Origin of the sequence: Moraxella lacunata (genome assembly GCF_002027545.1) — a bacterium.
In the GTDB taxonomy this organism is placed as follows: domain Bacteria; phylum Pseudomonadota; class Gammaproteobacteria; order Pseudomonadales; family Moraxellaceae; genus Moraxella; species Moraxella lacunata.
In genome coordinates this window covers 1-23,502 of record NZ_MXAN01000010.1, presented here as the reverse complement: position 1 = coordinate 23,502, position 23,502 = coordinate 1, and the positions used below count along the sequence as shown (strand labels likewise).

21 protein-coding genes are annotated in these 23,502 nt (G+C 43.8%); 13 read left to right on the top strand and 8 right to left on the bottom strand.

The genetic code is table 11. The features are described 5' to 3' along the window. The first annotated feature begins 24 nt into the window (after positions 1-24). From B5J94_RS02195 to B5J94_RS02185, 3 genes are all read left to right on the top strand, one after another. Positions 25-600 (top strand): biliverdin-producing heme oxygenase, encoded by a 576-nt coding sequence (locus tag B5J94_RS02195; protein WP_062498822.1) that lies wholly within the window; start codon positions 25-27, stop codon positions 598-600. 100 nt (positions 601-700) lie between these two features. Continuing rightward, positions 701-1,762: a DNA cytosine methyltransferase gene (locus B5J94_RS02190; RefSeq protein WP_062498823.1), complete on the top strand. Its 1,062-nt coding sequence runs from the start codon at positions 701-703 to the stop codon at positions 1,760-1,762. Next, entirely contained in the window at positions 1,755-2,996 is a 1,242-nt protein-coding gene (locus B5J94_RS02185; RefSeq protein WP_062498824.1) for a DNA cytosine methyltransferase, read from the top strand. Before B5J94_RS02190 ends, B5J94_RS02185 begins: the two co-directional genes overlap by 8 nt. Here the strand turns inward: B5J94_RS02185 and B5J94_RS02180 are convergent. The 6 genes from B5J94_RS02180 to B5J94_RS02155 all read right to left on the bottom strand — a co-directional run bounded on the left by B5J94_RS02180 (position 2,972) and on the right by B5J94_RS02155 (position 9,388). Further along, a complete protein-coding gene (locus B5J94_RS02180) occupies positions 2,972-4,000 on the bottom strand; it encodes a restriction endonuclease PLD domain-containing protein (RefSeq protein ID WP_062498825.1) in 1,029 nt (342 codons plus the stop codon). The genes B5J94_RS02185 and B5J94_RS02180 overlap by 25 nt on opposite strands. A gap of 91 nt (positions 4,001-4,091) precedes the next feature. Further along, positions 4,092-6,182 carry a polyribonucleotide nucleotidyltransferase gene (pnp, locus tag B5J94_RS02175; RefSeq protein ID WP_062498826.1) on the bottom strand — a complete coding sequence of 697 codons (2,091 nt, stop codon included), beginning with the start codon at positions 6,180-6,182 and terminating at the stop codon, positions 4,092-4,094. 412 nt (positions 6,183-6,594) lie between these two features. Continuing rightward, positions 6,595-6,861 carry a 30S ribosomal protein S15 gene (gene rpsO, locus B5J94_RS02170; RefSeq protein WP_062498827.1) on the bottom strand — a complete coding sequence of 89 codons (267 nt, stop codon included), beginning with the start codon at positions 6,859-6,861 and terminating at the stop codon, positions 6,595-6,597. 193 nt (positions 6,862-7,054) lie between these two features. Then, positions 7,055-7,681 carry an opacity family porin gene (locus tag B5J94_RS02165; RefSeq protein WP_062498828.1) on the bottom strand — a complete coding sequence of 209 codons (627 nt, stop codon included), beginning with the start codon at positions 7,679-7,681 and terminating at the stop codon, positions 7,055-7,057. Positions 7,682-8,048: 367 nt separating this feature from the next. Further along, on the bottom strand, positions 8,049-8,975 hold the full coding sequence (gene truB, locus B5J94_RS02160) for a tRNA pseudouridine(55) synthase TruB (RefSeq protein WP_062498829.1): 927 nt from the start codon (positions 8,973-8,975) through the stop codon (positions 8,049-8,051). Next, positions 8,975-9,388: a ribosome-binding factor A gene (locus tag B5J94_RS02155; protein ID WP_062498830.1), complete on the bottom strand. Its 414-nt coding sequence runs from the start codon at positions 9,386-9,388 to the stop codon at positions 8,975-8,977. Before B5J94_RS02155 ends, truB begins: the two co-directional genes overlap by 1 nt. 531 nt (positions 9,389-9,919) lie before the next feature. Between B5J94_RS02155 and B5J94_RS02150 the strand changes: the two genes are divergently transcribed. Next, positions 9,920-10,768, top strand: coding sequence for a DUF2382 domain-containing protein (locus B5J94_RS02150; protein ID WP_062498831.1), 849 nt, complete (start codon positions 9,920-9,922; stop codon positions 10,766-10,768). Positions 10,769-11,041: 273 nt separating this feature from the next. After that, positions 11,042-11,503 carry a YsnF/AvaK domain-containing protein gene (locus tag B5J94_RS02145; RefSeq protein WP_062498832.1) on the top strand — a complete coding sequence of 154 codons (462 nt, stop codon included), beginning with the start codon at positions 11,042-11,044 and terminating at the stop codon, positions 11,501-11,503. Between the two features lie 94 nt (positions 11,504-11,597). Here the strand turns inward: B5J94_RS02145 and B5J94_RS02140 are convergent, their stop codons facing one another. After that, the gene (locus B5J94_RS02140) at positions 11,598-14,822 is read right to left on the bottom strand and encodes an autotransporter domain-containing protein (RefSeq protein ID WP_062498833.1); all 3,225 of its coding nucleotides are present in this window, start codon (positions 14,820-14,822) and stop codon (positions 11,598-11,600) included. 583 nt (positions 14,823-15,405) lie between these two features. Between B5J94_RS02140 and B5J94_RS13790 the strand changes: the two genes are divergently transcribed. The 8 genes from B5J94_RS13790 to B5J94_RS02100 all read left to right on the top strand — a co-directional run bounded on the left by B5J94_RS13790 (position 15,406) and on the right by B5J94_RS02100 (position 22,223). Beyond that, entirely contained in the window at positions 15,406-15,600 is a 195-nt protein-coding gene (locus B5J94_RS13790; protein ID WP_143821879.1) for a hypothetical protein, read from the top strand. An 8-nt stretch (positions 15,601-15,608) separates the two neighbouring features. Further along, the gene (locus B5J94_RS02130; RefSeq protein WP_062500048.1) at positions 15,609-16,724 is read left to right on the top strand and encodes a transferrin-binding protein-like solute binding protein; all 1,116 of its coding nucleotides are present in this window, start codon (positions 15,609-15,611) and stop codon (positions 16,722-16,724) included. Between the two features lie 15 nt (positions 16,725-16,739). Beyond that, positions 16,740-17,252: a transferrin-binding protein-like solute binding protein gene (locus B5J94_RS02125; RefSeq protein WP_062500046.1), complete on the top strand. Its 513-nt coding sequence runs from the start codon at positions 16,740-16,742 to the stop codon at positions 17,250-17,252. A 9-nt stretch (positions 17,253-17,261) separates the two neighbouring features. Further along, a complete protein-coding gene (locus B5J94_RS02120) occupies positions 17,262-17,690 on the top strand; it encodes a transferrin-binding protein-like solute binding protein (protein WP_079363902.1) in 429 nt (142 codons plus the stop codon). 12 nt (positions 17,691-17,702) lie between these two features. Continuing rightward, positions 17,703-19,757 (top strand): lactoferrin/transferrin family TonB-dependent receptor, encoded by a 2,055-nt coding sequence (locus B5J94_RS02115; RefSeq protein ID WP_062500043.1) that lies wholly within the window; start codon positions 17,703-17,705, stop codon positions 19,755-19,757. 50 nt (positions 19,758-19,807) lie between these two features. Continuing rightward, on the top strand, positions 19,808-20,173 hold the full coding sequence (locus tag B5J94_RS14900; RefSeq protein WP_062500041.1) for a TonB-dependent receptor domain-containing protein: 366 nt from the start codon (positions 19,808-19,810) through the stop codon (positions 20,171-20,173). Beyond that, entirely contained in the window at positions 20,161-20,502 is a 342-nt protein-coding gene (locus tag B5J94_RS14895; protein ID WP_062500039.1) for a TonB-dependent receptor, read from the top strand. Before B5J94_RS14900 ends, B5J94_RS14895 begins: the two co-directional genes overlap by 13 nt. A 260-nt stretch (positions 20,503-20,762) precedes the next feature. After that, positions 20,763-22,223 (top strand): lytic murein transglycosylase, encoded by a 1,461-nt coding sequence (locus B5J94_RS02100; RefSeq protein WP_062500037.1) that lies wholly within the window; start codon positions 20,763-20,765, stop codon positions 22,221-22,223. A 462-nt stretch (positions 22,224-22,685) separates the two neighbouring features. On the opposite strand, the gene B5J94_RS02095 is transcribed toward B5J94_RS02100, so the two are convergent. Beyond that, positions 22,686-23,502, bottom strand: an 817-nt coding sequence (locus B5J94_RS02095; protein ID WP_079363900.1) for an NAD-dependent epimerase/dehydratase family protein, incomplete at its 5' end; no start/stop codon positions are given.

Genomic DNA, 23,502 nt, shown 5'->3' with positions numbered 1-23,502 from the left:
ATATGCGTTTCACACAGGTGATTTATGAGCAAACTTACCCTAACCGAAGCCCTAAAAGAGCATTCACGCACTACCCACGATGCCGTGGACAACCTTGTCATGAGCATGCAACCCTTTGCCAGTCATGACAACTACCGCAAATTTTTGCAAGCCCAATATGAATTTCACAGCACCGTCAATCCCATTTACCATAACGAAAAATTAGCCAGTCAAATTGACGGCTTGGCAGAACTTGCCCGTCTTGACCGTGTCAAATCCGACATGAAAGACCTAGAAGCCACCCCTTTTGACAGGGACGTAGAAACCCCCATCTTTACCGACAGTGAAGCCATCGGCTGGCTCTACTGCGTAGAAGGCTCAAACGTGGGGGCGGCGATTTTATACAAAGAAGCAGGCAAAATTGACCTGTCCGATGAATTCGGTGCGTCTCATCTGGCAGCCCATGCAGACGGACGTATGCCTCATTGGCGTGCCACCAAAGCCAAAATCAATGCCTTGCCTTTAAGTGATGATGATAAACAATCTGCCATGAAAGGAGCAGATGATGCGTTTGCTTATTTTAAGCGGGTGATTCGTAAGGTTTATGGGGTGAACGAATGATGATAAAAAAACCGCTCATGATTGGGCGGTTTTTTTGCACATCCTACAAAGTATGATAAAATGGGTAATCTTAACCTTACTTAGATGTGATTGCAAATAAATGACCAACAAAAAATATATTCTTGATTTATTTTCAGGTTGTGGCGGACTGTCGTTTGGATTTGAACAAGCAGGATTTGAGTGTGTGCTGGGTGTGGATTTTGAACAATCTGCACTTGATACTTTTGCTTACAACCACAAACACGCCAAAGCTCTAAATTTGGATTTGTCTACTGATGAAAGTATTGACAAAATCATCAGTGAAGTCAATGATAAAAAAATTGATTTAATTGTTGCAGGTCCACCTTGTCAAGGTTTTTCTTTGACAGGAAAACGAGATGAAAATGACAAAAGAAATAAATTATTTTATTCTGTTTTTAAACTAGCTGAAAAAATTCAACCAAAATACATTGTGATTGAAAATGTACCAGGTATTGCAACTTTATATCAAGGCAGAGCAAGACAGGCTATTTTGGAAGAATTTGCCAAATTAGGTTATTCTGTTGCCGAAAAATTATTATACGCCCCCGATTATGGCATACCCCAAATTCGTAAAAGAATGTTTTTTGTCGGCATAAAAGGCGATAAACCATTTGAATTTCCAACACCGACACATAATGAAAGCAATTATGTAACTTGTGAACAAGCAATAGGCGATTTACCCAGTTTAGAAAATGATTTGGGCAAAGATAATATTGATTATCCAATGCCCGCAATGAGTGATTATCAAAAGTTAATGCGAAAAAACTCAACAAAACTTTTAAATCATATCGGCACACAACACAGTGATTTGGTTATTTCTGTCATTAAACAAGTGCCAGAGGGCGGAAATCATAAAGATTTACCTGCAGGCGTTGGCGATTCTCGTAAATTTAACGAGGCGTGGACTCGTTATCATAGCCAAAAACCGTCAAGAACCATTGACACAGGACACCGCAATCATTTTCACTATCGTTGGCATAGGGTGCCGACCGCTCGTGAAAATGCACGCTTACAATCTTTTCCTGATGATTTTCGTTTTTTGGGTACAAAAACTCAGCAATATCGCCAAATCGGTAATGCTGTTCCACCATTATTAGGTTATGCTATTGGCAAAAAGTTACTGGAAATAGAAAATGCTTAACATCTTAGAATTATTTGCAGGTTGTGGTGGTTTATTGGATGGTTTTAAACAAACTGGTCATTATCATTTATTGTCAGCAATAGAATGGGAAAAACCACAAGTCAATACCTTAATTCAACGCCTAGAAAGCAAATATCAAATTACAGATGCAAAAAATAGAGTGTTGCATTTTGATATACAGCGAGTCAATGAATTAATTTTTGGTTGGAAAAACGACCCTAAATTTGGCAGTCATAATGGATTGCAATCTATTATTGGTAATCAAAAAGTGGATATCATCACTGGTGGTCCGCCTTGCCAAGCCTATTCTATGGCAGGTCGTGTGCAAGATAAAAACGGTATGAAAGATGATTACCGTAATTTTTTATTTGAATCTTATATTGCATTGGTTGCTCATTATCGCCCAAAAATGATTGTTTTTGAAAATGTAGAAGGTATCTTGACTGCAATTCCAACAGGTGAAAAAATCATTGATTTAATTAAAAAGGCGTTTAATGAAGTTGGCTATGAAATTATTGATGATTTAAAACAATTTGCACTATTGGATTTATCAGATTTTGGTGTCCCACAAAAAAGAAAGAGGGTAATTATTATTGGTATTAGAAAAGATAATAAAAATATCAATTATCAGACTGAATTAAAAGTCTTTTATCAACTGTTATCCGAGAAAAAAGTAACTCAAAAATCAACCGTCAAAGATGCCATTTTTGATTTACCACCAATTTATCCACTAAAAGAACAAACCAAAAAAAATGCTTATGACAATAATAATCAAATCAATGGACATTGTTCACGCTTTCACAGTGTGAGAGACCAAGAGATTTTCTATGAATTAGCAACAGACATTGAGTTGCAAGAATTTAAATATTTATCCGCTGAAAATTTAATTCAGCTTTATTATGATAAAACAGGCAAAACAACCAAAGTTCATAAGTATTATGTTTTGCGTTGGGACGAACCAAGCAATACCATTCCTGCTCATCTAAAAAAGGACGGATTACGCCACATACACCCAGACCCAAAACAAAAACGCAGTATCACAGTCCGAGAGGCGGCAAGATTGCAGTCTTTTGATGATGATTTTTTATTTAATGAATCTATGGTTGCCAACTTTGAAATGATTGGTAATGCTGTTCCGCCAAAATTTGCCAAAATCTTAGCCCAAACCATTTACGATTTTTATCATCAACTGATTCAAAAAGAGCAAAATTATTTAACTGAAAAATCAGCATAATACAAACCTTGCTCAATCAAAGACAAAGTTATGGTTGTTCTGCCATAATTATTTAAAGTTTGCATTGTAATTAGTTCATCAACATCCACATTTAGGCGATTTCGTAAATATCTACCTAAAATACTTTTTGCTGATATACGCTCGCCATCTAATACAGGGCGGTTTTTACTATATGAAGTAAGCTGTTTGGGATAAATTAAGTCATCTAAATTTTGTTCGCCCTCCAATGAGGCTTCCATAATTGTACCATCGTCCCAAATAATTTCAATCGGATCGGAGTTGCGTTTTTTCTTGCTTGTTGGAATATAGTGCTTGTCAAAAGGCGGAATTAATTCTGCTTGCTGTCTTAACAGTTCTTTGGGAATTTTAATATAAGCATCGCCAATTGCAGTATGACCGTCAGAAAATCCCCAGTTTAATCCGCTTTTCTCAGGAACGCAATTTTGACCATTTTTTGTGGCAAATAGCGGAATATCATAGCTGAATTGTAAATTTAAATTTTGAGTTACTGTTTTATCGGTTTGATACTCAAAATCGATTTGGTTAGCAATTTTTTCAACAATATTTGGCTTACTTGTAGAATTATCTACTATCATTTGTAGATATTTATTGAGTGGTTGAAAAGTATCACTGGTTGCGTCTGCCAATGATTCTCTAAAATCAGTACATAAGCCATTACGAGAAAAGTTAGCAGAGCCAATTAGGGCTGAAATTATCTTACCTTTCTTTTTCCAAATGTAAATTTTGGAATGAATATCTATTTTGGAAAACAATAAGGTCAAGCCATCATCATCTTGTTTAATTTTATCTAAAGAACTAAAAAGGTTTTTATTTACACCTTGTGAATACATTCCACCAATGACTACTGTATTTAGTGGCAATTCCTTTAATCGTTTAATTGGTGCAGGTCCTAAATATCCTGAAATAACTACTAGTTCATCAGGATTGTCTAAAAGCTGATGTTTACTAAATATAATTTCTTCTAAATTTTCGTAATAAAGCACAGTAAGTTTCCCTAATTTTACAAATAAACCAAATATAAAAAGCCAACGCTAACTATTGGCTTTTTATAATCTTAATTCACACAATAGTAAATTATTGCTCAATCCCCTTCATTGTCAATTTAATGCGTCCACGATTGTCAATGTCTTGCACTTGGACTTTGACAGTTTGTCCTTCTTTTAGGTAGTCGGTTACATTCTCAACACGCTCATCAGAGATTTGGCTGATATGCACCAAGCCGTCCGTACCTGGTAAAATGGTAACAAACGCCCCAAACTCCACGATACGAGCCACCGTCCCTGTATAGACCGCACCCACTTCCACTTCGGCGGTAATCGCTTCAATCTTGGCAATGGCGGCACGGGTGGACGCTTTGGACTCGCCAAAGATACGGATTGTACCGTTGTCATCAATATCCACCGTCGCCCCTGTCTCTTCGGTCAAGGCACGAATGGTTGCCCCGCCCTTACCAATCACATCACGGATTTTTTCAGGGTTAATCTCAATGGTCGCATAGTTTGGTGCGTGAGCGTTAATCTCAGTGCGAGACGTGGCGATGACTTCGTTCATGGCGTTTAGGATATGGATACGCCCTGCGTGAGCTTGTTTTAGGGCTTGCTCCATGATGTCGGCGGTAATGCCTTCAATCTTAATATCCATTTGTAAGGCGGTGATACCGTTTACCGAACCTGCCACTTTAAAGTCCATATCGCCCAAGTGGTCTTCATCACCCAAAATGTCCGATAGCACGGCAAAACGCTCACCTTCTTTGACCAGACCCATGGCGATACCTGCCACAGGAGCTTTTAGTGGCACGCCTGCGTCCATAAGCGACAATGACGCACCACACACGCTCGCCATAGATGACGAACCGTTAGACTCGGTAATGTCCGACACCACACGAATGGTATAAGGGAAACGCTCCGCCTTAGGCAATACCGCTTGTACGCCACGACGTGCCAGACGACCATGCCCGATTTCACGGCGTTTTGGGCCACCTTCACGACCTGTCTCGCCCACCGAATAATGTGGGAAATTATAATGTAACATAAAGTGATCTTGCTTGGTGCCTGATAACGTATCCACAAGGTTCACATCACGGCTTGTGCCTAGCGTGGTGGTTACAAGGGCTTGGGTCTCGCCACGGGTAAACAGTGCAGAACCATGCGTATAAGGCAACACGCCCACTTGGATATCCAATGCACGCACGGTCTCCAAATCACGTCCGTCAATACGGGGCTTGCCTGATAGGATATTATCACGCACGGTACGATATTTTAAGGTTTCAAACAGCTCTTTGATTTGAGCGACTTTATCGGCATAGTCTTCTGCCGTCTCATCGCCTGCCAGTGCCAAGGCTTCTGTGGCAAGCTCATCTAGGCGAGCATAGCGGTCTTGCTTGACAGTAATGGTGTAGGCTTCGCTGACTTTGGCGGTGAACTGCTCTTTTAGTTGGGCGTTTAGCTCTTCATTGATGGCAGGGGCGACAAATTCGGCTTTGGCATTGCCTACCGCTTGGGCGAAGGCGTTGATGTTGTCAATGACGATTTGCTGTTGGGCGTGTCCGTACAGCACCGCACCGAGCATTTGGTCTTCGGAGAGTTCGTCCGCTTCTGACTCAACCATCAGCACGGCAGATTTGGTACCTGCCACGACTAAGTCAAGCGAGCTGTCTTTCATCTGGGCAAGGCTTGGGTTTAGGATATATTCGTTGCCAATAAAGCCCACACGAGCCGCCCCGATAGGACCGCTAAACGGAGCAGGAGAGATTGCCAATGCCGCAGACGCACCAATCATCGCTGCAATGTCGGCATCTTGGGTTTTGCCCGATGAGATGACCGTTGCCGTTACTTGGATTTCGTTAAAATACCCTTCTGGGAATAGCGGACGGATTGGACGGTCAATCAAACGAGAAGTCAAAGTTTCAAATTCTGACGCACGACCTTCACGCTTGCCATAGCCCCCGGGGATTTTGCCCGAAGCGTACATTTTTTCTTGGTAGTTTACGGTCAATGGGAAAAAGTTTTGCCCTGCCACAGCTTCTGGGCGTACCACAACTGCCACCAGCACCGACACATCACCCATATGCACAAGCACGCTATTAGCTTGGCGAGCGACACGCCCTGTTTCTAGGACAACTTGCTGATTGCCGTATTGGAATTCTTGACGAATGATGTTAAACATAGGTTTTCCTTAAATGATTGGGTTTGTCATTGATAAGATGATTTAAAGCCCTAAGAGATGTTTTTTTAATAATGATTTTTTAACCTTAAAGTTTTATCATAAAACCGCAGATTTTGTAGGGGTGTGTTGAACACGCCCTGTATCTTGCCGATTTCATTTAAAAATACAAAAAACATCTCTTAGAGTTCTAAATCTCAACCTTATCAAAATGATTTTAACTACCCCAATTTATTGTAATTTATTGATAAATTTGGAATTATCCAAAATTGTACGGGCGAATTGCAATTCACCCTTACCACCAATCAATAATCTACTTTTAAGATAAATTGTGGGTATTTTACACGTTTAAAACAACAAAAACGGCACACAAATGCACACCGTTTTTGACAAAATTAGACAGCCTAATTTGAAATTAACGGCGTAGTCCAAGCTCACCGATAAGAGCGGTGTAGCGGTTTAGGTCTTTACCTTTTAGGTAGTCTAGCAACTTACGGCGTTGGTTTACCATACGGATAAGACCACGGCGACTGTGATGGTCAGCTTTGTGGGCTTTGAAGTGGTCTTGTAGGTCGTTGATACGAGCAGTCAATAGAGCCACTTGCACTTCTGGGCTACCAGTGTCGTTTTCGCCACGTTTGAATTTGGCGATAATCTCTTCACGTTGTTGGTTGGTTAGCATAACTAATCCTTAAAATACGCAATGCGGATACATACAGGCAAACATTGCATTGCTAAGGTTTGCCTAAGCCTATCCCCATAGATAAGGCAATTTTGCCATTATAGCATAAAAATTTTAAAAAAGCATTAGGACGCACCCTAAAAATCAAAATCCCCTGCGTGGAGAACAAGGGATTTTGCCAATCTTAAACAGATTAGAAATTATAACGCAGACCGACTTTACCGCCGTACTGTTCCACCTTGACATCTTCAACTTTGCCTAAGTGGTTGTATTCCACGCCCACATCTAATGCCATTTGTGGGTTAAAGGCATATTGCACACCTGCAAGCACACCTGCACCTACTTTGGTTTTTTTCACTGATGAATTATCAGTGATATCTGTCAACTGACCCGTTGCTGATATTGCAGTAGATACATCATGGTAATCGGCTTTTAGCTGATTAACGCCAACTCGCACGCCTGCATAAGGGGTTAGCCCTGCCGTGGTGTTAAAATCATAAATGGCAGACACGCCCAACGAATGGAATTTCAAGGAACCTTTCCACTCTTCATAGCTAGCAGTGCCACGCTCGCCGTCTGAGCCATTTTCTTTGATTTTACCAAAGTTGGTGTAATCTGCTTGATAACGTGCTGTACCCATGTCTTTACCGACGGCGATGGTATATTGAGTTGCGTTGTCTTTAAACTTCTCACCGTCCGCCTTGGTATTAAATTTTGATACGCCAACATTGCCTTGTACATACAGACCATCGGTGGAGATTTGAGCCATTGCCAGTGTTGAAGTGCTTGTCAATAGGGCTGCCAAAAGTAGCTTTTTCATAACCATTCCTTAAAAATACCAAATAAAATACAAAATAAAACCACCAAACTCTGCCCCACTCTCAACTTGATGCAAGTAATTAATACAGGTAATTAACTCATCAGGGGCAAATCATCATCCACGCCACAACTTAAAAAGCAACTACCGAATCATCGGTAAATCGCCATTTTAAGTTGAGAATTGGAGAAAAACTTTACAAAACTACATAAAGTATCCATATATTACCCCCCCCCCTGCGTTTTTTGCAAGTATTATTTGTTATTTTTAGATGAAATGTATAAAAATCAAGACGGGATGAAAACACGCTGCATCAATATCTCAATCTCATCTACACACAAAAACAAGGAATTTTAAACAAGGAATTTTGTCAATAGCACTGCACCACTTTGATGGGCTGCAATCGTCCACTCATCGCCACTTGCCCCAATCCGACAAAATCATCATCATGATAGAGCCGAATTTGTATGGCATCATCACCAAAGTTCACATCATCAAGGCGGTCTTTGACATTTAATCGTTGCCCCATTTTAATGCGTGCCGTCTCATCCATTGTCAGTCTCAACATGGGCAAATGACCAAGCATCACATCTGTGGGCAAAAGTCTGCCCAAGCGTTCATCCAAAGATAAATCCGCCAAATCATCAAGGCTTATCGCATCTGCCACGTCAAATCCGCCCGTACTGGTGCGGTGCAAAGCGGTCAAATGCCCCACCGTGCCAAGACGCTCGGCTACCGTCTCGCCCAGCACTCGCACATAAGTGCCTTTGGAGCAGATGACATCAAGGGCGATTTCGTTATCGCTTAATTTGGTCAGAGCCAGATGATGAATGACAATGGGGCGTGGAGCTCGCTCTATCTCAATGCCGTCTCGGGCGTATTCGTAGAGTTTTTTGCCGTCTTTTTTTAGGGCGGAGTACATGGGCGGGGTTTGTTGTTGTTCGCCCAATAAATCGCAAGCCAATTCATCAAGCCCCTGCTCATCAAAGGGCAAAACGTCCTGTCGAGCGATGATTTGCCCTTCTTTGTCGCCTGTGTCGGTCTGCTCGCCAAGTTTGATAATGGCGGTATAGCCCTTATCAGCGTCCAGCCCAAAGGAGCTAAATTTGGTCGCATCGCCCAAACAAATCGGCAAAAGCCCTGTCGCCATGGGGTCAAGCGTGCCTGTATGCCCTGCTTTTTTGCTGTCAAATTCTGATGACATAAATAGGCGTTTGGCTTGGGCGAGAGCCGAGTGCGAGCTGATACCGCTTGGCTTATCTAACAGTAGCACCCCAGAGACTATCTGTTTTGCCATTAGTTGTTATCCACGTCATCGGCACTGCTCTCGCCTGTTTTTTTCATGGCTTCATTAACCAAATTCATCATGTGGTTGCCGTGAGCGGTAACTTCATCATAGTGAAAACGTAGGCGTGGCGTGGTGCGGGTTTTCATGGTGGCGGACAGCTCGGTACGCAAAAAGCCCGAGGCGTTTTTTAAAACTTCTAAGCTCTCACGGTGAGCATCAATGTTCATGCCACCGTCCGTATCGCCATTTTTGGACGGCTCCAAAATGGTTACATAAACATCGGCATAACCCAAATCAGGGCTAACTTTAACACTAGAAATGGTAACAAACCCCGTCAGACGTGGGTCGTTAATCTCATCACGGATAAGCACCGACAAGGTACGCTGAATCTGGTCGGCTAGGCGTTGTAAGCGTTGGCTCATGGTTTTTCTCTCTTGGTATTTACTTGGTGTTGGTATATTTGGGTTTCCTAATCTGTGATGTTAGGCAAATTAATATGGCGGTTAGTATAGCCGATTTTTGGGATTTTGGCGATTTTTAATGTCAATGCACTCATCATTGGTGTTGTATCGCTAAGACGATTGATTGATTTATTTTTATAAAAATCAATGGGTTATGATAATTTTTATCCAGTCATGCTGATTTTATTAAGTTAATTTAATAAAATTATAAAGATAATTTAAAATAATCTGCCATTTTTTCATGAAAATTTGATGACCATTTGATGAAAAATTACCCAACCATAACACAATCCAACACAATTTTTCACAGTTTACATGAAGTTACCAAGACTTACATTTGACGAACCAAACACCCGTGAAAAACTCCTATTTTTTACCAACTTATCCTATTTTTCATCTCAAAATCCCCCTACAATGCACTCATCAAGTCAAGCACATGAAGCACTTGTAAGTTGCCATAAGGCATTTATTAACATGATTTAGGAGAAATATATGAGCCGTTTAGTTCGTTTACAAGACATCGAAGCCACCGAGCGTGAAGTATTGGGTACAGACTACTACAACCCAGCAGGGAAAACCGCTTATGGCATTGGCGAAGAGAAAATCGGTAAAGTAGAAGATGCCCTTGTAGAAGTAGAAACAGGACGTGTGCGTTATCTTATCGTTGATGTGGGCGGTTGGTTCAGCTCAAAAGAAGTGCTTATCCCAGCAGGTCTATCTCGCATTGTTGGCGATGACGTGTACTTTGACAGCCTAACCAAAGACCAAGCGGAAGCAATGGAAGCCTATGACCGTGATTATGTCTATAACTACCAAGAGCAATATGCCAAAGACCGTGATTTTTTCGCTGCCGAAACACTACCTGCCGAGAGCCGTGTTGAGCTGACCGACAACCACTACACCGCACCCAACACCTTGGAGCTACTCGAAGAGCGTCTGTCTGTGAACAAAGACCGTATCGCCTCAGGGGTGGCAAGCATTGGCAAACGTGTGGTCAGCGAAGAGCAACGTGTTGAAGTTGAACTACAAGAAGAGCACGCTCACATCGAGCGTACTGCCGTAAACCGCCCAACTGACCGCCGTATCGGTGATGATGCTGGGGTTGCCACGGTGAGTGTTGAGCTAGAAGCAGAGCGTGCCAACGTGAGCAAAGACACCTTTGTTACCGAAGAAGTAACGCTAGGCAAAACCACTGGCACTCGCACCGAGACCATTTTGGAGACCATTCAGCGTGAAGAGCTAAACGTGGACGACCTAGGTAACGTGGTTGACCGTGAAGGCAACGTGGTTAGCTATGAAGGCATTACCGCCGATGAAGTTCGCCGTGCTCGTGGTCTATAATCCATCCACATCAAAAAGTCAGGGCAATGCTCTGGCTTTTTGAATTTTGGGGTTATTATTTACCATCTGATGATGACCATTTCTTTAAATAATCATGCTAAAATACCACATTCATTCACCCAAAACCATTCATGACCTAACTTAAATAAGCGTATGATGAATGATATTTGGTATTGTTTGGTGTTGTTTGATGAAAATTATTTTAAAACATAAATAACGCCTAATATTTAAATCAATATTTAAAATTTGTTGAAAATTAAGGACAATTAACCCATGTCAAACCCCCAATCCACACATGATGAGATGACCACACTTAATAATTCTCAAACCTTAGAACTGCTTGCTGAGCGTTTGGTTGTTGATACCCAAAAAGTACAATCAGGCAAGGTAATTCTTGAAAAAGTTATTCGTACCAAAACAGTTAATATTCCTGTTGAACTGACCGAAGAGTATCTAAGCATTCAAATTGTTAATGACAATTTAATGGATTTGGCAGATGCGGTCATGCTAGACGATGCCAGACCTGCTACCGTGCTGGTGAATGATACACCCATCAGTGAACCTATGGAAATTTTAATCAGTAAAGAGGTGGTCAAGGTTAGCAAAGAAACCCACGTTGCCGAAGAGATAAACCTGCACAAATATAGCCAAAACATCAGCAAAACCATCAGCGACACCGTACGACACGAAGAGCTTGTGGTTACAGGTGATGAGTTTTTGGATAAGTCATCTTAGGGAATGTCGCCATTTGATGATTGATTTGCAATAAAAATCGGACAAATGTGTCCGATTTTATGTTTTGATTTTTATGCCTAACTTAGCAGTCAAATCAATATTTCCACTTGACCATCACAACCGCACCATGGTCTTTGGCACCGCTACGGAACTCGCCTGCATACTGGCCTGTAATTTCTGTGTTCATGCCCATCTGATAACGCAATCCCATGCCCGTGCCGACAGAGAATTTCTTTTTCTGCCTGCCTGTCTCGGTAAAGGACACGCTTGGCATGGTCGCAAAGCTGGTATTAACCGCCAAGTCATCGGCATTTTCAACATGTCCTGCCAAGTGTCCAACCACACCCAGGCGTTCAGACAGCGGTTGGGCAAAATGCACCCCCAGCGTCGCTTTTAGGCTGTCATAAGTTTGCTTATCCACGACAAAATTGAGCTGAGCCAGTCCGCCTTGTTCGGTGTATCCGTCATTTTTGATGCGAGTGTAGCGAAGCTGGGCATAGGGCGAGACGTGTTTGTCATGCGAGCCAATACGATGGTCAATACCAACACCTGCCTGCAAAATATTGGCATCATACTCCCCTTTGGCAATGTCAGAAATCCCCGCCAATGACAGTCGTCGCTCGGTTTTGACATCGCTACGCCCATAGCTAACAAAGCCATTATAATGCGTCTCATCCGTTGCAACGTAGTCGCCATAGATAAAGGCTTGGATGTTGTCCGATTTTAGGCTCTGATGATTAACAGTGCCTACAGAATCAACATCACTGTCTGAGTAGGACAACGCCGCCCCCAGTCTTAGACCATCACCCACCAAACTGTCTGCACCCACAATCAGACCATACGAGTTGCCATCATAGCCTGCAAATGAATTTTTGGCATCCATCTTGTGCTTGATGCCCAAGCCTTGTACCCACACTTGACTGCCCACGTCATCGCCACGTCTAAACGGACGATGGTCGTTATCCGAGCCTTGCGTGGTGTCCAGTCTCGCCCCAAAGACACGGTCTATCACCGCTTGTGTGGCGATATTTTGTTGTTCGCTGACCACATGGGTAGCTTGGGCGTTCATAGCAGGTTGTAGGCTCTGGACAAGCTCGGTTAGGGCTTGACTGTCATTTTGGATGTGCAGGTCTTGGATATGCATGTCCAAGGCTGTTCCCAAGCCATTGCCACTTGCTAAGATCTTGTCCAGTGCCAATGCGATGGCAAGCGATGATGTCTGATTTGTATGCTTGGTCGCTTCGGCAAATGTCCCCACGCTTGTCACAGGCGGATTCGCAGGCGGGGTTGGGTTTACAGGCGGAGCAACAGGTGGGACAACAGGATTGGTCGGGGGCGTGCTGGGCGTGCTTGCTCCTTCTACTTTTAGGTGCACTGCCGTAGAGTCAGAGTAATCCGCCACTAGGTTGTGCGTTGTCATTTTATTGTGATTTTTATCAAGCAAATTCACCGCAGATAGCTCACCAACACGACTTGTCCCTTTGATGACATCTCTCCATGATGCTGATGGGTCTTTGCTTGTGATTAAGGCACGCACCACATCGCTGGCCGCCACATCAAGGTCAGCATCACGGACATCCACTTTGCCATTGACATGTAATTTACCATAGTCGCTTAGGCTATTTAGTGATATGCTCAGTTTATCTCCTGCCAGCTTATAGTCGCCATCCACACGCAATGTGCCACTCTCCACACGGCTTTCACGCCAATGCTTGTCGCCTGCCTTGACATTGACCGTACCGCCATTCGTGATGGTAACATAATCCACGCCCCGCTTGATGGCACTGTCAGTTAGGTTAATGGTTTGCCCTTTGGTATCAATGACTGTGCCATTTTCACCATTGACAGGGTACTGGGTTGGGTCATCAGTTTTACCCATTCTTAGATGGACGCTGTTGTTTTCATACACAGGGGTGAGTGTGGTTGTGATGGCACTGCCTTGACGGTCAAGCACGGCATAGTCCTTGAACTGCCCGATGAGCTTGCCCGCCTTGACGACATCGGTGTACTCGGCAGTAGGATTGGTACCGGTAATGAGTGCTTTGACAACATCTGCGGCTATCATATTTAGCTTACCTTCGCTGATGTTGGCATTGCCAGAGACATGAAATTTGCCGTAGTCGTTACGGTCGTTGATACCCACCACCAGCAAGTCGCCTGCTTTCATGGTGTGATTGCCATTGATTTGTAGTGTACCACCACCGATGGCAAAATCGCCCCCGACATTCTTAATGGTGCTTTCGGCAATGGTTAGTTTACCCTTGCCCGTCTTTTCAAGCCCGCCCAAAGAGCGATTGTTTTGTTTTAAGTTATCAAGATTAACTCGTCCAAAATTGCCCGTGATGACCGCATTGGGATTGATGGTAACATCAAAGTTTTGCGTATTAAACTCCAAGCCGTTAGTTACACGAATGGTGTCCGATGATGTAAATCCCCCAAAAAAATCACTTTCATGGCGATGTGCTTTGATGTCGCCTTCATCAAAAAATAGCGTCGCCCCCGAGCCATTGCCTGAGCGGACGATATTACCCACGTTTAGATTGCCACCTTGGATGGCATTGATGGTGCTGTCTTTGTTAATCAAAATGGTGTCAGCAGCAATCGTGCCATCTTCTCTAACCGTGATGTCCGCCCTGCCTTCATCGCCTGAAACCAAGTTACCAGTGGTGTAGATGCCTGTTTTGGTGTCGCCACTTGCCAATTTTGTGCCGATGATATCCACTTTGGCAGTTGTGTCTGCCAGATGAGCCATCGAAACCGACCCTGCATAGATGGTAGCACCTGTTTGCATGTTTAGGTTGGCATTACCGCCATCAGCGACAATCAAGCTGTTGGTCACATCAATCCGACCGCCATTTTTTAGATTCACTTCGCCTAGGCTGTATTTTGTGCCAACAAAGGCATTGCTGTCTGTTTTTTGTTTTACACCGAGAATCACGCTATCAGATGAGTTGACACGACCGCCATCAACATTTAGAACGCCATGTCCACGTTCACCCACCCCAATCCAATTTTCATGCAAACTCCCAGCATCCATGCTCAACATGGCATCCTTGCCCGTAACATTAACAATCGTTTTGCCATCGACTTGCGATGCGATATTTACCGTCTCACCATACGAGACACTGCCTGTGATGTTTTGATTGTTGTCAATGGCGACATCTGCCCATGCCATGCCACCGACCGTCATGCTTGCCCCCAGTAGCAGGGCTTTTGCTGTTTTTGATGATTTAGATTTGCCCTTGGCACGAGCAATCTCAGAGACACACTGCCACACACCAAGTGCGGTATTGAAAATAACACGATAAATATGGTTCATATCAAACTCCATGAATAAAAAGTCAAACCAATGATAAGGCGAAAATAAAGTAAAAATCCTCACCCTTGACATGGCAATAACATTTATACCACAAAAGTTTACCCAAAATCGTTCAAATTTCCGACGTTTTTATGGGTGATTGGTTGTGAAGAATGAGCGACCATCCAGCAGTTACAGCTAATAAAATTGAATTTTACTACGGAAACCGTTCGCCCTAAACTTGTCGAAGGGTCGGTTTCCGTTATGGTTCGACAGGCTCACCACGAACCGGAACCGTAGTACTTTTTCATTTTGTAGAGTGTAATCACACCAAGTCTCCACGCACTTCTACCCCCATGCTTCATTCTCAACTTAAAATGGCAACTCGTTGATTGCTCAATAACTATTTTTTGGAGTTGTAGAGATGAATTGCAATTTACCTTTGATAAATCAATTACTTATATAAAGTTGAGAATGGAGCATTCCTATTTTATTTTATAAATTAAATAATAGAACTAATAAGAATATAAACACTATTGATAATTATTCAATATAATGTATAATCTTTGTGGTTTTATTGTAAAAATTTTCATAGGAGCAACGCATGACCATTCGACACTCATCTTTATACCAAGCCATCTCATTGGCACTCATCGGCATGTTGTCAGGCTGTACAGGGGGTGATTTTGGCACGACCTCCGTTTCCACACCCTTAGTCAGCCCAACCAAACCTGTCCCCACCCGCCTACTACCCCAATCCACCACGAAGCCACTGACACCCTGCACAAGCCTGCCTTAGGATACCTAATGAAAGGAGCGGTGCGTAGCGATGATGATGAGATTAAAGCCCTACACATCCATGAGTTACAAAGTCTGGGTAATAAACCTGACCTAGACCACAGTTTATTTAGCAACAATGATGCCGTAAGTTTGACAGGTCTTGGAGATTTGAGTGTCATCAACCCTAAAAAGACATTTTCCCTTTCACAGACCAACTATGGCGATTATCAGCACGTTCGCTTTGGGCATTTGATACACCGCACCCACCTTGCCCCCAATGGCAAACCCATCCCCCAAGTTTATACCTTTTATCATGGCGATAAGCCCACCAACAGTCTGCCCATCGCCAATCAAATTCATTATAAAGGGCACTGGACATACATGAGCGATGCTCGTGCCAAAAAAGCAGAAGAAGACAAAAACATCAATGTAGACATTCACGGAGCGGACAACAGTCAGTATTTTCATGATTTGATTGATTTTAACGATACCACAGGTAACGCCAAGTTTGCCAGTGCCACACATGCATCCCGCACCGATTTGTCACCCCTTAATGGTGCCAACCGCTACGATAACATGATTGCCGACTTTACTGTTGATTTTGCTGACAAAAAACTCACGGGCACACTAGCCTACGAAAACCCCTATGGCAAACCTCATAAAATTGACATTCGTGATGATGACATAGAAGATGTCAAAAAACAAAAAATTGGCAAAATGCGTCAGCCTTACACACCCCTATATCACATCAATGCCAACATCAACCAAAACCGCTTTACAGGCACAGCAAAAAGCCAAGTGCAAAACACCCCACGCACCATCAATCATTATGGCATTAGCTACACACATAATGATACTCGTATTGACAAGGCGTTATTTGGCACAGATGGCGTGGTGGAAGGTGGGTTTTATGGCGAACACGGTGCCGAGCTTGTCGGTAAATTCATCACCAACAATAACGACCTGATGGGCGTATTTGGGGCAAAAAAGACCACTGCCACCAAAGACCACGTCACACTATTCGACAACATCCAATTTGACCCTACGCACGACCAAATCATCAAAAACAGTGACCTAGCCAACAACGAATCGCTCGCTCTAAATCTGCCCGAAGATTTGATAACCGCCCTTGACGATGGCTAGCTAGCCAAAGCCAAAGTGCAATCGGGGGTATTTTGGCAGGCATTTAGTCACGGAGCGACAGACTTTGATGAAACACTGACAAAATACAGCGAATTTGAGTTGGATGATGACGAGCTACTCGCCCTAGAAGAAGCCTACACCAATGCTCGCCATGAGTATCTAGCTACTGTGCGTGGGCAAGTATCCAGTCTTGTTATGCCAAAAAATGGCATAGGGTTTGGCGACCCCAGCGTATTGCGTGTTAATGGCAAGGCGTACAATCTAAACGCCAAAACCACCGATGACGTACTTGCCAACGCCAAAGCCATCAAAATCACCCAAAACGGCACAACTCGCACACTCGTTCTCGCTCAAACCCCTGACGGCAAAACATCCAGTCGCTACATTAATGTCTGCTGTGATGATTTTAGCCATGTTAAATTTGGGCAGTTTCAAGTGGATGAAATGACAACGCCACGCTATTTTGTACAAGGCACTCGCTCAACATCCATCCCTACCGCAGGTCAGGCGACTTATGCGGGGCGTTGAACAGGCTTTATTGACAGCACTCGCCCAAGAAAAGACACGGACGCCGCCTATGATGACAGCCCATTTGTCAAACATTACTTTTCAGACGATGCCAATAATAATACCGCCAACTTTACCGCGGATTTTGGCAAAAAGACTTTAACGGGACGGCTTTTGACAGGCACACAGCCCGTGCTGGACGTTCATGCCAACATCACAGGCACGGGATTTGATGGCACGGCAAAAACCGAGGGTGCAGGCTTTACCTTTAACCGTTTTAGCACGGGGGCAAAAGAAACCATTCATATCAATGACGCCATCGTCAAAGGTGGATTTTATGGTGAGAACGGCGAAGAGATTGGCGGTGTGATTTGGCACAACAACAATGACGGTAAAGCAGAGCATTTTGACAAACCAAACGTACGATTGGGCATGGTATTTGGGGCAAGCAAAAAGTAAGGGGATGACATCATGAAAGTTTTTAAACACAAACCATTGACTCAGAGTATTTGTCGTGCTTGTTATGCCCTGCCATTGATTTGCCTTGGTCATACCGGCTTTGCCCAAACCAGCACCCCCACGGTCGACCTTGGACATGAAGTCATCACCATTACCAAGAAACCCACTCGTTTTAAAAAAGACATCAGTGGCTTATCTCGCATTACCAAGACTGCCGACGACCTAAAAAAAGAGCAGGTCATGGGCATTAGGGACATGGTTAAATATGACTCAGGCGTGTCAGTGGTAGAACAAGGGCGTGGTGGCAGTAGCGGTTATGCCATTTATGGCGTGGACAAAAACCGTGTCGCCGTAACGGTGGACGGCGTGGCTCAGTCCCAATCCTATGTGGACGAAACCACCAACTCAGGCAATACAGGCTCTATGAATGAAGTGGAGATTGCCAACATCTATGCAGTAGATATTGCCAAAGGCAGTAATGGAGCATTTGTCGGTAGTGGGGCGTTAGGTGGCTCGGTCGAATTTACCACCAAAAAAGCCAGCCACATCATACCAACAGGTCAAGACCATGTCATAAAAAGCCACACCACCTATACTAGCAAAGACAAGCGACTGGCTCAGACGGTGGCAGGAGCATTTGATGATGGTAAATTTAGTGGGCTTTTACAATACACCAAACGAAAAGGCGAAGGCGTACACGCTCACAAAGATGCAGGGCGTGGCACGCATACCTTTACTCGGCTTGGCTCTTTTGAAGAAAAATACGACCTGCGTTCGCCAAATACTCTCTACAATCCTTACCGTTTTGCTGACTGTGTGGGCGATGACTGTATCATGTATCGGCTCTCGCCCACATCTGACAAGCTCACGCTCGGTAACCGCTCGCCTGCTGATTTGTCCGCTGACGAAACCACACAATACCAAAACAGCCAACACATTACCGAAACCATCTCAGCAACAGACTATGCAGGTTATGAGCGACTGCTTCCCAACCCTATGGATTATGAGTCGGATTCGTATTTGGGTAATTTTAGCTACACACCCAACGAACATCATCATTTTGGGCTCATCCTAGAAGACACTCGCCAACGCTATGACAGTCGTGATATGACTTATTGTAGCTATCTGCCATTGGATAAAAAAAGTCGTTGTGATACCAACATGGCATTTTTATCCACTTATGGACTGTCTGGCGTACACCTAAAAGAGAACACGTCCGCCAGTGAACTGACAGGCATTCACAAAAAAGGCGAAACAGTATTGCCGTCTTTGCGTTACACACGCATCAGGTTGCTGGACGAATTTCATAAAAAACAACGGCTTGGCGTATCGCATGAATATACCAATGCCCCGTTTTTTGATAAAATCAGCACCAACATCACTCATCAAAAAATCAACCAAGTCACCGCTTCCACCAAAAAGGGGTGTAGCATCTACCCCACCGTGGATGAAAATTGTGAAGTTGGTACTGATAAAGCAGGGTCGTTTTCTATCAACGAATCGGCTCATTATGGCGAGCGAGCATGGCATGGCATGGTTAATCTTGATAAAGCATGGTCAGCATTTAAGGCAAGCCACCGTTCTCGCCTGATGACAGGCATGAGCAAAACCCAAGCCAACTATCATCGCACCAACATCAACACGCATGCACGCCATTTGGCATCTCACGTTGGGCGTGAAGATGGCGTGGATATTTATCAAGATTTGGGTGTGAATATTTTTCATGATGACGTGTGTTTTGACAAAGCCAACTGCACTCGCCTACCCATTAATATGACCAACACCTTTATCGGTGCGTCTCATGTGGCTCGTTTTGACAAATTGGCGTTAAGCGGTTCGGTGCGTTTTGATAGCAATCGTGTACGCTCTGATGATAAGGCGGTGCGAAATAATACCTATCGCAACCACTCGTGGGGCGTGGGGGCAACCTATGACATTAACGACAACTTCACCTTGCTTGCTAAATCATCCACAGGCTTTCGTGTACCTAGCTTTCAAGAGTTATATGGGTTTGACGGCATTCACGGCAACGAACGTGGGGCGAATTTCACTTCATCCAAAACTTAAAACCCGAAACATCACAAAGCCACGAAGCAGGCATACGTTTTAATAATGGCGTGTGGGATTTAGAAGGCAGTGTCTTTAAAAGTCGCTATCAAGACCTTATCACCAAAGGCACATTGTGCACCCCAAACGCCAACTGCAATCTACCAAAAAACCAACAAACAGGCTATCACAACGCCCAAAATGCTGATTTAAAGGGATTTAACTTGCGTGGTCGGGTAGATTTAAATGCCGTGTACGACAAAATCCCAGAAGGGCTGGTGGCATTTGGCTCGTACAATCAAATCCGTGCCGACCGTTTGTATCTGAATGACGGCGACTGGCATACGGTAGAATCCTACCCCCTAGAAGCAGTGCAACCTGGTCGGTTTGTCTATGGACTGTCCTACGATAACCCCAATGACAAATGGGGGGGGTAAGTGCCACATGGATTTATTCAAAAGCCAAAAATCCCGATGAGCTTGCCTTTCATCGCCAAAGTTTTGGCAATGGTTATGGTAAAGCCACCACCAACCTGACCACAAAATCATGGATAACACTGGATTTGGCAGGATATTATCACATCAACAAAAACATCAGCGTGCGAGCGGGTATCAACAACGCACTTGACTATCGTTACACCACATGGGAGAGTGCCAGACAGTCATCAAGCAAAGGGGCTGATTTACTCGGTCATCAAAACCTAAGTCCGAGCAGATATGCAGCCGCAGGACGGAATTACACATTAGGAGTGGAGCTAACATTCTAGCAACAAAAGGGTTAAATCAAATTTAACCCTTTTTAAAAACATTTTAGGGCATACTGAACATTGGTATTTGCAATAACAGTCGTAAAAATAGCGATGTTTTCAACATAAAATATACCATCAAAGACATGAATACGTCCCAGTTACCAAAAAGCACTTTTTTATCATGGCAAAATCGGCTATGATATACTAATATCGTATTATTTTTATTTTTAATTGGTTTTTTAAATAGTTTTTAAACCCAAATTCTATCGGATGCTCCCATGACTTATTTTAAGCCCCTAGCACTTAGTATCATTGCCTTGAATGCCATCGGCACCGCTCATGCTAACGACCTGCCCAATCTATCCCAAAGTCATTTTGACCAATGCCTAAACACCCTAAGAAATAGCACTAATTTTCGTGGTTTATCCAACACCTTTGACCGTTACAGACCCAGCAGTCCTGACCCAACGGTGATTCGCTCACTCAACTATCAGCCTGAATTTAAAAAAGACCCGTGGGATTACCACGCATCATTGGTTGATAGTGAACGTGTGGCGGATGGTCTGCATGCCAAACACGAGATGGCAGACGTACTAAGACGCATTGAAAACCGCTACGGGGTCAAGCCCGCACATGTGCTTGGCGTGTGGGGTGTTGAGAGTAATTTTGGACAGACCCTTGGTAAAAAGGAATTATTTACCAGTCTTGCCACGCTGTCTTGCTTTGACCGTCGCCAATCATATTTCCGTGGCGAATACGCCAGTGCCTTACGCATCGTCCAAAACGGCGACATCCGACCACAGGACATGACAGGCTCATGGGCAGGAGCATTTGGCCAGACTCAGTTCATGCCCAGCACCTTTTTAGAATTGGCGGTGGACTTTGACAATGACGGACGTAAAGACCTTGTTAATTCTAAGGCGGATGCTTTGGCAAGTACCGCCAACTTCCTTGCCAAACGGGGATATCGCAGTGGCGAGCCTTGGGGTTATGAAGTCAAGCTAAACGGCTACTCGGGGTCAAGTGGTCGCACCAACAAAAAATCCATCAGTCACTGGCAAAACATGGGTATTACCCTACCTGACGGTCGCCCCCTACCGAACAACATGACATCAGCAGGGCTACTGCTACCTGCTGGGCGGCAAGGGCCGGCTTTCTTGGTAGGTAAGAACTTTGACACGTTCTATTCTTATAATGCATCCGAAAGCTATGCCCTTGCCATCGCCCATCTATCCACTTTGATCGAAAATAACGATACCAATGTTAATTTTGCCACCCCTTGGCCAACCGATGACCCTGGCATCAGCCGTCGTGAAGCCAAAGAAATTCAGCAGGCACTCATTAATAACGGCTACAATATCGGTAATGTTGATGGCATCATCGGTGACAACACTCGCATTGCCATCAGAGAATATCAACGTAAAATGGGCGTGCCTGCTGACGGACGTGCAGGACAAAAATTCTACCGTCTCATCATGGGCAATGCTGGCAATGTCAGCCCAACCTATCAGCCCGTGTCCAGCCCCATACAAAGTGTGAATTATGGCAATCAGACGGGCGTGATACACATTCGCCAAGATAACCAAAACCCATCCCAAAGCCCAAGCTCATCATTTAGCATCTCTCGGGGGTCGGTTAGTCAAAGCCACTCTGATCATATTTCTTATGGTGGCATCGTTTATCGCCGCATACAAAATCCTGATGGGACGACGAGCTTAGTGCCCGCCAACACTCATTGATGAACAATAAACCACAAAGGGGATGATATCATCCCCTTTTTTATTCAAAGTAGGGCGTGCCTGTCTTTGATATTTGCCATAAAAAACGCTCGTCTAAAAAAGCAGGGGAGTCGCCCGTTTTTCAAGGAAAAATAATCCGATCACTTATACTGGGTAAATTTTTAAAATTTTTCTTAATTTTTAAATTAAGTAATCGGATAGCCATTTTTCATGCAAAAATTGATAAAAGCGTTAAATTTTCATCATATTTTGTGAAAATATCATCAATGGCAGATATGTCCTATAAACACTCTAAAATGTAAATTGTGTTATAAAGGGTCGGCACGCCCTAGTACATAAACCTACTTTCAACCTTATATAAGTGATTGATTTATCAAGGGTAAATTAATTCGCCCCCATGGTTCAGAAAAAATCACCCAGCAATCAATAAGTTACCATGTTAAGTGGGAGTGAAATAAATAATCAACCCCCATAACCCATCTGATAATTTTTAAAAACAAGCCAATCATCCACATTGCCCCGAATGCGTTTACCTGTGGGTGTGGCATGAATGACCTTTGGCGGGAGATAACCGTAGTTTCGGCACAAAAATCTTATCACTTCAAGACTGGTGACAGGCTCACAATCACTTACCAAATACACAGACTTAGAAGCAGGCAAAGTTAATACCTGAGAAATCACTTGTATCAAATCATCACGATGAATGCGATTGGTATAATGGGAGAGCGGCACGCCATCTATGTGGGCAGTTTGAGCCATTCTTTTCATCCGTGTACTGCCACCATGATAAATACCAGATGGTCTAACTATCACGCATCGCTCACCAAAGGCTTTTTGCAATACCTGCTCAGATTTTAACAGTATCTTGGCTGTATCTGTGGCAGGACATGCTATCGTATCAACATCCACCCACTCGCCCCCGCTCTCGCCATATACAGATGTGGATGAGACAAATAGTACGCGGTGCAGATTTGGCAAATCAAGGCTTGCGATATGCTCACACACCGCCAAATAACTCTCACGATAGGCTTGTACCCTATTGGTCATCTCATGGTTTGGCGTGATAATAATGGCGACATGACTAAATGGAGCAAGATCATCTTGGGCGAGTGTCCTAGCATCTCTTTGCCAAAAATGTACAGGCTCATCATAGCTCTTGGCGGTGCGTGCCAACCCTGTGACATCATGCCCTGCCTGAGATAACATCTGGGCAACTGCCTTGCCAACAAAACCCTGCCCAATAATCAGATACTTATTTTTTTGCCCACCCACAATCATC

Coding starts and splice junctions, on each gene's coding strand:
- B5J94_RS02150 (WP_062498831.1), top strand. CDS start 9,920: ATGAGCCGTTTAGTTCGTTTACAAGACATCGAAGCCACCGAGCGTGAA.
- truB (WP_062498829.1), bottom strand. CDS start 8,975: ATGGCAAAACAGATAGTCTCTGGGGTGCTACTGTTAGATAAGCCAAGC.
- B5J94_RS14895 (WP_062500039.1), top strand. CDS start 20,161: ATGGGGGGGGTAAGTGCCACATGGATTTATTCAAAAGCCAAAAATCCC.
- B5J94_RS02190 (WP_062498823.1), top strand. CDS start 701: ATGACCAACAAAAAATATATTCTTGATTTATTTTCAGGTTGTGGCGGA.
- B5J94_RS02185 (WP_062498824.1), top strand. CDS start 1,755: ATGCTTAACATCTTAGAATTATTTGCAGGTTGTGGTGGTTTATTGGAT.
- pnp (WP_062498826.1), bottom strand. CDS start 6,182: ATGTTTAACATCATTCGTCAAGAATTCCAATACGGCAATCAGCAAGTT.
- B5J94_RS02100 (WP_062500037.1), top strand. CDS start 20,763: ATGACTTATTTTAAGCCCCTAGCACTTAGTATCATTGCCTTGAATGCC.
- B5J94_RS02155 (WP_062498830.1), bottom strand. CDS start 9,388: ATGAGCCAACGCTTACAACGCCTAGCCGACCAGATTCAGCGTACCTTG.
- B5J94_RS02115 (WP_062500043.1), top strand. CDS start 17,703: ATGAAAGTTTTTAAACACAAACCATTGACTCAGAGTATTTGTCGTGCT.
- B5J94_RS02140 (WP_062498833.1), bottom strand. CDS start 14,822: ATGAACCATATTTATCGTGTTATTTTCAATACCGCACTTGGTGTGTGG.
- B5J94_RS02130 (WP_062500048.1), top strand. CDS start 15,609: ATGAAAGGAGCGGTGCGTAGCGATGATGATGAGATTAAAGCCCTACAC.
- B5J94_RS13790 (WP_143821879.1), top strand. CDS start 15,406: ATGACCATTCGACACTCATCTTTATACCAAGCCATCTCATTGGCACTC.
- rpsO (WP_062498827.1), bottom strand. CDS start 6,861: ATGCTAACCAACCAACAACGTGAAGAGATTATCGCCAAATTCAAACGT.
- B5J94_RS02145 (WP_062498832.1), top strand. CDS start 11,042: ATGTCAAACCCCCAATCCACACATGATGAGATGACCACACTTAATAAT.
- B5J94_RS02165 (WP_062498828.1), bottom strand. CDS start 7,681: ATGAAAAAGCTACTTTTGGCAGCCCTATTGACAAGCACTTCAACACTG.
- B5J94_RS02195 (WP_062498822.1), top strand. CDS start 25: ATGAGCAAACTTACCCTAACCGAAGCCCTAAAAGAGCATTCACGCACT.